General features: G+C 50.5%; 10 protein-coding genes. All 10 read right to left on the bottom strand.

All coding sequences use genetic code 11. From position 1 onward, the window contains the following. Positions 1-562: carbohydrate ABC transporter permease (locus L248_RS09040; RefSeq protein WP_040535898.1), on the bottom strand; the 562-nt coding region annotated here is incomplete at its 3' end. Beyond that, entirely contained in the window at positions 559-1527 is a 969-nt protein-coding gene (locus tag L248_RS09035; RefSeq protein WP_022529885.1) for a carbohydrate ABC transporter permease, read from the bottom strand. The genes L248_RS09040 and L248_RS09035, both read right to left, overlap by 4 nt. Before the next feature lie 108 nt (positions 1528-1635). After that, entirely contained in the window at positions 1636-2961 is a 1326-nt protein-coding gene (locus L248_RS09030; RefSeq protein ID WP_022529884.1) for an ABC transporter substrate-binding protein, read from the bottom strand. 188 nt (positions 2962-3149) lie between these two features. After that, positions 3150-3911, bottom strand: coding sequence for a DeoR/GlpR family DNA-binding transcription regulator (locus L248_RS09025; RefSeq protein ID WP_040535895.1), 762 nt, complete (start codon positions 3909-3911; stop codon positions 3150-3152). Between the two features lie 44 nt (positions 3912-3955). Beyond that, positions 3956-5272, bottom strand: a complete 1317-nt coding sequence (locus L248_RS09020; RefSeq protein ID WP_040535892.1) for a M20/M25/M40 family metallo-hydrolase — start codon at positions 5270-5272, stop codon at positions 3956-3958. A gap of 286 nt (positions 5273-5558) precedes the next feature. After that, complete coding sequence (locus L248_RS09015; RefSeq protein ID WP_022529881.1) at positions 5559-6224, bottom strand: YesL family protein; 666 nt, start codon at positions 6222-6224, stop codon at positions 5559-5561. Next, entirely contained in the window at positions 6221-7180 is a 960-nt protein-coding gene (locus L248_RS16075; RefSeq protein ID WP_196812016.1) for a sensor histidine kinase, read from the bottom strand. Before L248_RS16075 ends, L248_RS09015 begins: the two co-directional genes overlap by 4 nt. A 685-nt stretch (positions 7181-7865) precedes the next feature. Next, positions 7866-8588, bottom strand: coding sequence for a response regulator transcription factor (locus tag L248_RS09005; RefSeq protein ID WP_022529879.1), 723 nt, complete (start codon positions 8586-8588; stop codon positions 7866-7868). A gap of 64 nt (positions 8589-8652) precedes the next feature. Then, positions 8653-9540 (bottom strand): carbohydrate ABC transporter permease, encoded by an 888-nt coding sequence (locus L248_RS09000; protein WP_022529878.1) that lies wholly within the window; start codon positions 9538-9540, stop codon positions 8653-8655. Positions 9541-9555: 15 nt separating this feature from the next. Further along, positions 9556-10401: ABC transporter permease (locus L248_RS08995; protein WP_155828611.1), on the bottom strand; the 846-nt coding region annotated here is incomplete at its 5' end.

Here is a 10401-nt window from a genome sequence, read left to right as displayed (position 1 = left end):
CCCGCCAATAAATCTGGAAGTGGCTGGCCCCGTCGAGAATCGCCGCTTCCTCCAGTTCAACGGGAATCGTGGACATGAAATTCGTAAGGACTGCCGTGGTAAAGGGCATGGAAAAGGCCACATACAAGATAATCAAGGCGGCAATGTTGTTCTTCAGGTCGAGGTCGCCGATAATCCAAGCCACCGGCACGATAATCGTGTGCATGGGGATCATCATCCCAATCAAGAAGAACATCGAGAGCCACTTATTGAACCGGAAGTTCATGCGGGCCAACACGTAGGAGACCATCGAACCAATAAACAGAATCAACGCCACCCCGATGATGGCATACACGAAACTGTTCAGCAGATACTGGGACATATTGGCGCTTTGCCAAGCGTCCTGCCAGTTCTGCCACAGGAATACTTTGGGCAGCCCAAACGGATTTGCGAAAATTTCGGTATTGTTTTTCACCGAAGACAGCAGTGTAAACAGCAATGGACCAATGAAAAATAGCGCCATAACGATCAAGAAAATATAGTTGAGCAGGCGCGCGACTGTGAATCTCGGCTTCGTATTCATGCTTTCCCCGCACTCCTTCTAGCAATCCATTTCGGTACAAACTGGGTGAGTAAGGTCGCCGTGACCGTAATAATCAGCAGGATTACGCCAATGGCACTGGCCATCCCGTAGTTGTCATAACGGAACGCCTCATAATAGATCAAGGTGGTCGGCACGTTCGTTAAGCCGTTAGGACCGCCGCCGGTCATGACGAAGATCAAGTCGAAGACTTTCACAGTCCCGATAATGTCGAGGACGATACATAGGAGAATGATGGGCCGCAGAATAGGCAGCGTGATGCGAAAGAACGTCTGCCGAGCGTTGGCGCCATCAATCAGAGCCGCCTCGTAAACATCACTGGGGATCCCTTTCAAGCCAGCGAGCAAAATGATCATGTAGTACCCGATACCAGCCCAGATATTAACGAAAATGATGGTCGGCATCGCTGTGGCCGGTTGGATCAGCCACCCTTGCGCCAAGCTGCCGAGGCCAATACTGGTTAACAGCGTGTTAATCGACCCGTTCGGCATAAAGATGAAGAACCAGAGAAGGCCAATTGCGGTCAACGGGAACACGGTCGGGACGAAGTAGACGAACTTGAAGAACCGTTTTCCCTTGACCCGGGCGTTCAACGCCACGGCCAGAATAAGCGCGACCGGCGTGTGGAACATCACACTGAATACGACCATCTCCACCATGTTCCGCATGGCCGTCTGGAACAATGGGTTGTTGAAGGCGTTAACAAAATTTTGGAACCCAACAAAAACTAAAGGTGACCCGGTGATACCGTTCCAGGTATGGAAGGCAAAGTAAATGGCCATCAAAATCGGTATCACGAGAAAGACCCCATATAGTAATAGCGCGGGTAACGTCATGACCGATAGTTGGACTTTGTCTTTCAGGGTCAGGTAATTTTTCTTTTTAACGACCTGCTTTTTCTTTTTGGCCGTCGGTTGCGTTGTACCTGGATCTGCTGCTTTTTCCATCTTGTGATTCCCCCTTCACCGCAATCCAATACTTTTTGAGGTGACAAAGGCCCCGTTAAGGGCCTTGTGCTGTGCGTGTCATCGTATCCACCTAACCTTTGTCCGCTGTTATTGGCCTTTGTTGTCGATGGTTTGCTGAATCGTTTGGGCTGCCTTGGTCGGGGAATCCCCTTGGAGAACGCCCACGAAGGCATTACGAGTGACATCCTGCATGGACTGGATCGGGTCAGACTCGAACACATCGACTGCAGCCTTCTTCGATGTCGCAGCCAAATCGACGTTTTCTTGGAACAGGACGGAGTCATTCTTCTTCTCGATCGTGTAATCGCTGCGGGGCATGATCAAGCCGGCATCATTCGCCCATTTCGTCGCGAACTCTTTATCCGTCAGCTTCTTCAACAATTCAATGGTCAACGTCTTGGCTTCACCCTTCAGGTCGCCGCGAATCTGGTAAGATTGCAGTCCTTGCATATCGTCGTCCTTGAATTGCGGGGTATCCTTGAAATACGGGAACTTAGCGAAGCGGACGTCCTTAGAGACTGGCGTCTTCGACGGGTCATTGAATGTCGGGATCATCCATACGCCAGAAATAAACATGGCGGCTTTCCCAGTTTCAAACGCCGTGCCGGCAGAATCGACACCGATACCCACAGCGTTAGGATCGAAGGCCTTCATGTCCTTCAAGTCCTTGATCATTTGAATGGTCTTGACCACTTTCGGGTCTGTCCATTTCAGTTTACGGGCACCCAATTGCTTGGCCGCGTCCACGCCCAGCATGCGGTAGAAGATCAAGTTGTGCAGGTGGCCAACGGTGAAGGCATCCTTAGCCCCCAGGGAGATCGGCGTCACACCCATCGCCCGCAATTTCTTCACCGCATCCTCAAACTGGTCAAAGGTCTTCGGGAACGTATCGTAACCGGCCTTCTTGAACAAGGCTTGGTTGTAATACACACCGACCAACCCAGCTTGGAAAGGAACGCCCCATTTGCCCTTGTATCCCGGAATCGTAACGTAGTCCATCCCGGCTTTAGTGAAGCCGTCTGACCACTTCTTGTCCGCTTTGAAAATCGGCTCGGTGTTCATAATCAGCTTATTGTCGATATATTCGCCGAGGTTGGCCACCCCTTGAATATTGAAGATATTCGGCAGGTCGTTGGATGACCGGGCCGTCTTCAGAATGTTATTGTACTGGTTCTCGTCGCCTTGGGACTCATCAACAATTTTGACGTTCTTGTGATCCTTCTCGAACTGTTTCAAGACGTCTTTGTAGTCCTTGACTTGGGGCGAATCACCCACCTGCCGAGTCAGCAAGCGAATCGTGATTTTACCGCCAGAGCTCTTGCTGCTGTTCTTGCTTGTACCACATGCGGTCAACACCAGGCTGGCCATCGCCGCGATGCCGATTGTGGCTAATACCTTTGTTACTCTCCTCATGTTGTTTCCCTCCCATAGGTTAAGTCTGACACCATAGTGTAAGATAGATTCTCTTGTGCAAAGCCGCCTTTTCAGACAACCGCTTAGCAAGTACAGTGTAACCCCTTACAAAGGGCAACGGGTGCAAATTTGGGCACATTGACAATTTGCCAGAGCACACGTGCACGAACGCGCAGAATTAATCAAAATTATTCATCGTAGAGAACTTCTATATCAGATTTCTGGGCAAACGTCATGAAGTCGGCCGCCGGTTTAGCGTCCGTGATCACGGCGGCTACCCGGTTCGTGGGCATCAACCGGTAGAATCCCCGCTTACCGAACTTCGAGTGGTCAACCAGCAAGATGGACTTGCGCGCCCGGGCCACCATTTCTCTCTTCAGCACGGACTGCCGCTGACTGGACATGAAGACATACCCCGGCGTCACGCCCACGCCGGAGAAGAAGAACAGGTCGGCATTGAAGTCATCCACATACTCAATGCTGGTCTCCCCCAGCAGCGAGCCAGACCGGTATTTCAAGGCCCCGCCGGTGAGGTAGGTCTTCACGGACGGGATGTTATCCAAGGCCGCCGCCACCCGCAGGCCGTTCGTGATAACGATGACGTTTTCTAACGGCGCCAAGTAGGGGGCGAGAAAGGAGGCTGTGCTGCTGGAATCAATGAACAAGGCCTGGTTGTTGCCCAGAAACGTGCTGGCAATTTCCGCTATGGTCTGCTTTTCCCGCTCGTGCTCCTGCTTTCTGAAAAGGTAGGACAGCTCAATATTGTCCGAAGACGACAGCTCCGCCGAGCCGTACGACCGCAGGACTTTCCCCTCGCTTTGCAGCGTCAGCAGATCGCGCCGAATGGTCGACGTACTGGCGTCCAAGTTATTAGCCAGCTCATTCACCGTCACCGTTGGCTTCTGCTGCAGCATGCCCATAATAATATTCAATCGTTCCCGTTTGATCATGATGCCTGCTCCCCTCATTTTCTTGGTCCTTGGTTCAGAAATGTTCACAAATCCGCCAAGGCCCGCATTGCCAGATAATTAATTACGAGCATCCGCCGGAAATCCGCGACGTTGAGCCATTCATCCTCCTTGTGGGCAATCCCCTCCTGCCCAGGAAAAGACGGCCCGAAGGCCACGATGTTCGGCATACTGCGGGCGTAAGTGGCCCCCGAGCTGGTGACTGGCGTGCCATCCAGACCAGTGTTCTCAGTATAAATATCCGTGAGCGTTTGAACGAATGGACTATGGGGATCCTGAATCAGCGGCGGTATTCTATCGCTGACCCGGATGCTCGCCCCAGCCGGCAGCAGTCCCGCCAAGCGGTCCGTCACCAGCTGTTCCGTGACACTCAAGGGATAGCGAATAGAAATATCCAGCGTCAGTGCCTGACCATCCCACGCCATCCGATACGGCGAAAGCTGCAAGGTCCCTGACGCGTCGTCAGAAAAATGGATGTCCGCGTGCTCCCCCGCCACGGCACCGGCAAAGTGTGCCGTATACCACTGGAAAAACGCCCCTGCGGCGCCGGGCAAGTCCCCGGCCGCGGCGCTGAGATGGTCCAGGACGTTGTCGCCCAGCCAGGGCGCGTTGCTCGGAGCTTTTCTTCCATTGGAGTGTTCCTCGCGGCCGTCCGGGAAAGTGATGACGGCACTATCCGGGATGATGGCCGGCGAAAAGTCACCGGCGATGGCGAAGCGGTCGCCCAAGTCGATGTTGGGTGAGACGGGCCAAGTGATGCGGTAGCGGACGATGCCCCGTTCACCGTAAACGACTGGATACATACCGTCAGTGGTGAAACCAAAGATCGGCGGGCGCTGCGCGGCCAGATAGAAGGGTATATCCGCACTGCCGCTCTCCTCGTCGGTACCAAAAATCACCCGCAGCGGCCGCTTCAACGCGACGCCGTCCTCCTGTAGCCAATGCAACGCCCAAAGCGCCGTAAAAATGGGCCCCTTGTTATCCAAAATGCCCCGGCCAAACAAGCGGGTCGGCGTCTCCGTGAGTTGGAACGGCGGATAATGCCACCCGCTCCCGCCAGCCACCACATCCAGATGACTCAGGACACCGACATACTCGGCATCATCATCGCCGCCGAGACTGGCCCAACCCACGGCGTCCGCCACAGTATGCGGCGTCAAGCCCAGGCTGGCCGAAATCGCCAGCGCGTGCTCAAGGACCCGCCGCGGCCCCAGGCCAAACGGTGCATGAGGGGCAGCCGTGCCCCGGACACTGGGAATCGCAATCAGCTCCCCCAGATAGTGGATGATGGCCGGCCAATCATGGTCGAGCCGTTTTTCATATTCAGAAGCCAATGGACGCATGGTGATCACCTTTCTTTTTGCCCTCATTGCCCGGGGAGCCCCTCATCCCAACATGTGTGTAAGCATTACCAAGCCCTTCATATTGTATCGGTATGGGAGAAATGTATCTAGGAAAGTGCCTTGTGCTGACAGGAAGGCCGTCGCACAACGGGTTCGTCGTATGCTCAACAATTTCTCTGTTTTCACGAGCAGGGGTTAAAACGACATAAAAATACCGGGTCAAGGCCATGATCGGTCTCGGCTCGGTAAGGGACATTTCTTCACTCTCGTATGGCATTGCCTGCGGTCAACTCTGCGCTTGCTGAGCCTTGGTCACCAGCCGGCTCAGCCGTAAGTAGCTGAACCAGCCGATCAGCCCCGCTGTCACCAACTGTAATACCGGGAAGTTGGTTGCCTTCGTAATCAAGACCAGCCCAATGACCACCGCCAGGAACAGAATGTTGGAGAACACGTGGTGGAAGGTCAGGTACAGCGCGTTATGCAGATGGTTGCGTACGCTGCCCTGGAACCCCGCAATCATGTACGCGGTATAGAACAGCATCAGAAACACCACGCTCAAGACAGGAAGGAGCAGGAAGAGAAAGCCGGTGTAGCGCGGATTCAACGCGATAAAGAGCCAGTCATAGACCAGCAGGGCCAACGCCAGTGTGAACGCCACACCCACGCGCCACGTCTCCCGCCAATCACGGCGATAGCGGCGGAAGAACTCATGCCACAGCGTCTGCCAGTCCCCGTCGCTGTGGGCGAACGCACCGTAGAGCGCACTCAGTGACGGCAGCAAGGTGACGCTCAGGAAGATCAGGATCACCACATTACTGGCCGTCACCGGCACAAAGGTAACAGAAAATGCGAGCAATGGGTTCGTGATCACAAGCAGGAGCTGACTGAGCACGATTTTCCAGATGCCGTCGACGATGACCATCAGCTTGCTGGATAAAATATTGTTGTTCATTGGACACCCTCCTCAAATTGCAGCGGCAACTGAATGGTCACACTCGTGCCCACCCCCACTTTACTGGCAATGTGCAATCCATACTGCTTCCCAAAGTAAAACTTGATGCGCTGATCGACATTCCGCAAGCCGTACCCCATCGCTTCTTTGCTCAGTATTCCTTTCAGTTTTTCTGGCGGAATACCCACGCCGTTGTCCGTCACTTGAACAAGCAATTCACCCTCTTCTGACCGAACCGAAATGAAGATTTCAGCGTCTTTCTTGCTCTCAGTCAACCCATGTTCAATCGCGTTTTCGACGATTGGCTGAATCATGAGATTGATTGCCCGGGCTTTCAGCAAATGAGGGTCGATATCGTAGGACACCTGAAAGTAATCGTGCAGCACCAGCTGCAATGTCAGGTACGCCTTGATATTGTCAATTTCGTTCTTCAACGTCGTCTCGCTTCGACCATGATTCAAGGTCGTCCGATAAAAAGTAGATAGTTCCCGCACAGCAATGCTGATCGTCCGGTTCTTGGACTGGCGGGCCTGCCAATCAATCATGGACAGCGTGTTGTACAGGAAATGGGAATTGATCTGGTTCACCAAGGCATCGTATTTACTGCTCTGCTTCTCAATCTCCGCCTGCAGCGCGCGGTCGTTCAGCTCATGCACCCGGGTCACCATGGCCCCGATGGCATTGCTCAGCTGGCCGAATTCGTCTTTTTCCTTGGTATCGAAGGACACCTCCTCTCGCGGTTTCTCGATAACGTGCTGGATTTTTCCTTTTAATTGGAGAAAGTTCCGGCTGATGCCATTGGTAAACGCCCGGGTCAGCAGGACGATCTCGAGGATACTGAGCAGGACACCGATGATTGTCCAGTAGACGATGCGATTGCCGATGCGCAACGTCGTGGCGTACTTCACATCAAGTAAAATCCCCGTCGTTCCTAAGGGTGCCGCTGTATGATTCACAAAGTGGGTATTCTTCCATCCCGGACTAGAAAACAGAACGGTTCCTTGGGCAGTTGTGACGCGGTAAAGAAATAAAGGTGCCTGCTTACTAAGGGGCCGAAAGAAATCAGCCTTATTGTACGTCAGCATGACCATAGTCCCAGTGGTTGGTGTCACTGTGATTGGAAATGCACGCACAGCATACAAGTTCTCCTGATCAGAAAACCATTGCGGATTTTCAGAAACATGAATATTTTTCAGGAATTTTGGATTGTCTGAAGCACTCAACGGATGTATATTACCACGCAAGCCCGCTACCTTCGAGTCAGTGTAATAGTCGATGTCCTGAAGATCCGGATTCAAAGACAAAAGCAGTTTCGTTGTCGGATCTAGGTAATCGCGAAAAGACAGGTACGCATTATACACGCTCTGCTTAACAGACTGGCTTTCAAACATTTCGCCAATTGATGCATTGAACGTTAATGTGTTAATTATACTTGTTGCGGATTTTACTTCATCAGTGAGATCGTCCTGCTTACTTCGAATTTCATTCTGTAAATATTTTTGACTAGTCTCAGTATCCACCTGCTGTCCTTGAAAGAATGAAATCGTTCCAAGTAACAGAATTGCTGGGATGGATACCATTAACATAGACAAGAAAATTTTTGCCCGCAGTGACCTATCATGCCAGCTACGAAAAAGACGACTAATCATGGTTCAGGGTAATTCCGTGCTTCTTGCGATACTCCGCGGGTGTAACACCATATTGTTGGCGGAAAACTTTCCCAAAATAAGAAGAATCAGAAATCCCAACAAAGGAAGCGACATTGACTACTCGTATATTTGTCTGTCTCAACAATTCGGCTGCTTTCTTCATCCGTAATTCATTGAGATAACGGGAGAAACTGATGCCAACTTCTTTCTTGAATAAGGTACCGAGGTAAGATGGCACCAAATGTACCTGTTCAGACAAATATTCCAAAGTCAGGTTGGTATCATATTCGTTTTCCAGTAATTCAAGGATCCGAAGAATGGCAGGGGAGTATTCGTTAACTCGGGTATCACGTGGAGCTAAGAATTCCCCCAGTGCATCTCTCAACTCGACGCAATTAACGGGTTTGAGGAGATATGCGCTAACATCGAAGGGCAACACACCACGCGCATACTCAAAGTCATCATACCCACTGATTACCACAATTTTGATTTGTTTATTGAAAAAGCGAACCTGCTTGATCAATGCAACACCATCCATTAGAGGCATTTTGATATCCGTAACCAAAATATCAACAGGATGCTGATTGATACGGTCCCTGGCCGTGATGCCGTTATCGGCTTCGCTGATTTCCACGTCTAGGAACTCTGATTCAATCTGTTTCCGAATGTTATCCCGTTCAAATTGATTGTCGTCCACCAACAGAACACGTTTCATGAAGTACCACCCTTCCTGAGTACCTTAAGGCAAAAGTCTGGTGATTCGGCAGGGCAACGCACGTTTATTCCTTAACAGCACCCAAAACCAAGCCCTTCACCAGGAACCTCTGCATCAAGGGATAAATCAGAAGGATTGGAATCATTGAGACAAGGATTTTAGCCGAGTTCAATGAAAGCGATGACACCTTCTGCAATTCCATTATCTCCTCCTTGGACAAAAGAGTTAAGTTTTGTGCCTGAAGGGTCAGCGCCTGCAGATACGTCTGTAGCGGTACCTTAGTTTGATCATTGATGTATAGTAAGCCACTAAAGAAATCGTTCCAGTATCCCACTACAGTGAACAAGGTAATAGTTGCCAGTGAAGGAATTGAAATGGGGAGAAATATCTTCAGGAGAATCTGTAGCGGACTAGCGCCGTCCATAACGGCGGCTTCTTCCAGTGCAGATGGGATGCCTTTGAAGAAATTCATCATCAAGATGACGTTCCATATGTTTACAGCCCCCGGTATTACAAGTGACCAAAAAGAGTTAATAAGCCCAAGCTTATAAATGACCATGTATGTGGGGATCATTCCACCGTTGAACAGCAGTGCAAAAATCATTGCCCACATGTACATGTTTCTCGCGGGAAATTGTTCCGCCGATCTGGAGAGCGGGAACGCCATCAATATGGTAAGAACTAAGCTTAGTCCGCCACCAACAACCACTCGTGCTAGTGACACACCAAAAGCGCGCCAAAATGCAGTATCTTGCATGATTTTGGAGTAAGCATACCAAGAAAAATCTACTGGTACAAAATTTACTGCGCCCGAAGCGGCTGCAGTGCCGGAGCTGAATGAAATCGCAATCGTATTGACAAGCGGTGCCAAAGACAGAAAGGCCGCGAGCAGCATTGCCAAATAAATCAGGGTCGTGACCATTCGTGAGCCCAATGTATGTGAACGGACCATAATGTTTTCCCCCTTCTAAAACAACGTGTAGTGTGCGTATTTCTTAGCGAGTTTATACGAGAAGACAATCAGTACAAGACTGATTACTGACTTGAGTAACCCAACTGCTGCGCCAAACGAATACTGTGCTCCGCGTAGCCCCATTCGGTAAACATACGTGTCAATAATGTCCCCCGTTGGATACACCACTGGATTGTAAAGGTTGAAAATTTGATCAAAACCAGCATTCAGAATGTTACCCAAGCTAAGCGTGGCTACTAAAATAATCATTGGCACAATGGATGGTAATGTAATGTGGATAATATTCTGCCACCTGTTTGCCCCATCCAAAGCTGCAGATTCGTATAGGTCCGGATTGATGGCAGTCATTGCCGCAAGGTAGATAATCGTTCCGTAACCATATCCCTTCCATACATCGGTGATAATCATCAATGGCTGAAACCAGGTATTGCTAGCCAAAAATGAAATCGGCTTAATTCCGAATAAGCCAAGAAACTGGTTAACCATGCCTCCGTCAGAGAGAATCATGGTAAACACAGCACCGAGAACGACCCAGGATAAAAAGTTGGGCAGATATACAATCGTTTGAATCGTTTCCTTAAACCACTTCACCCGTACTTCATTCAGCAACAGGGCGAAGATAATCGGAGCAAGAGTACCAAGAATGATTTTTCCAACAGCAATTACGATTGTATTTCGAAAAATTTGAAAACTATCCGGCAAGGAAAACATGTATTGAAAGTGAGCAAAGCCTACCCACTGGGAGTGCAAAAAGCCTTGGGCGGGGATGAAGTCCTGAAATGCCATCCCCAATAATTCATGAAGGTGGCGAAAATGGATAGAGACGTACAAAATCTTGGA

The organism is Schleiferilactobacillus shenzhenensis LY-73 (assembly GCF_000469325.1).
GTDB classification, from domain to species: Bacteria; Bacillota; Bacilli; order Lactobacillales; family Lactobacillaceae; genus Schleiferilactobacillus; species Schleiferilactobacillus shenzhenensis.
The sequence above is the reverse complement of the archived record's forward strand: the minus strand, read 5'-3'. Positions and strand labels throughout refer to the sequence as shown.

Bases quoted from the DNA above. Each gene is read 5' to 3' on its own strand.
- L248_RS09015 (WP_022529881.1), bottom strand. From the start codon at position 6,224: ATGAACAACAATATTTTATCCAGCAAGCTGATGGTCATCGTCGACGGC.
- L248_RS09025 (WP_040535895.1), bottom strand. From the start codon at position 3,911: ATGATCAAACGGGAACGATTGAATATTATTATGGGCATGCTGCAGCAG.
- L248_RS09030 (WP_022529884.1), bottom strand. From the start codon at position 2,961: ATGAGGAGAGTAACAAAGGTATTAGCCACAATCGGCATCGCGGCGATG.
- L248_RS09005 (WP_022529879.1), bottom strand. From the start codon at position 8,588: ATGAAACGTGTTCTGTTGGTGGACGACAATCAATTTGAACGGGATAAC.
- L248_RS09000 (WP_022529878.1), bottom strand. From the start codon at position 9,540: ATGGTCCGTTCACATACATTGGGCTCACGAATGGTCACGACCCTGATT.
- L248_RS09020 (WP_040535892.1), bottom strand. From the start codon at position 5,272: ATGCGTCCATTGGCTTCTGAATATGAAAAACGGCTCGACCATGATTGG.
- L248_RS09035 (WP_022529885.1), bottom strand. From the start codon at position 1,527: ATGGAAAAAGCAGCAGATCCAGGTACAACGCAACCGACGGCCAAAAAG.